1 protein-coding gene is annotated in these 474 nt (G+C 55.9%); it reads right to left on the bottom strand.

The genetic code is table 11. The features are described from left to right. Window positions 1-35 precede the first annotated feature (35 nt). Entirely contained in the window at window positions 36-431 is a 396-nt protein-coding gene (rpsF, locus tag ACEWB7_RS17540) for a 30S ribosomal protein S6 (protein WP_411581028.1), read from the bottom strand. Between the last annotated feature and the right edge of the window lie 43 nt (window positions 432-474).

Raw genomic sequence — 474 nt, 5'->3', positions numbered from 1 at the left:
GTGCCGGACAACGTCAGACGGTTGGTCATCAGAAATTACTCTTCAGAATCCCCAGCTTCAGCATCATCTGCGGTTTCGTTAGCGAAATCATCGCGACGCTCACGGCGCTCGTCTTTCGCTTTAACCATCGGAGATGCTTCGGTAACAGCGTGCTTAGTACGCATAACCATGCTGCGGATAACGGCATCGTTGAAGCGGAAGGTAGTTTCCAGCTCATCGATCACTTCCTGCGGCGCTTCAACGTTCATCAGAACGTAGTGCGCTTTGTGCAGTTTGTTGATCGGGTAAGCCAGCTGACGGCGGCCCCAGTCTTCAACGCGGTGGATCTTGCCGCCGCCGGCGGTGATCATGCCCTTGTAGCGCTCCAGCATGGCCGGAACCTGTTCGCTCTGATCCGGGTGGATCAGCAAGACGATTTCGTAATGACGCATGGACTCTCCTTGTGGATGGAAGCCACCCGCGCGTCTGATGCGG

The sequence above is a fragment of the Acinetobacter sp. NIOH-H-8 genome (genome assembly GCF_046635365.1).
Lineage (GTDB): Bacteria > Pseudomonadota > Gammaproteobacteria > Pseudomonadales > Moraxellaceae > Acinetobacter.
This window is presented reverse-complemented; position numbering and strand designations above follow the sequence as displayed.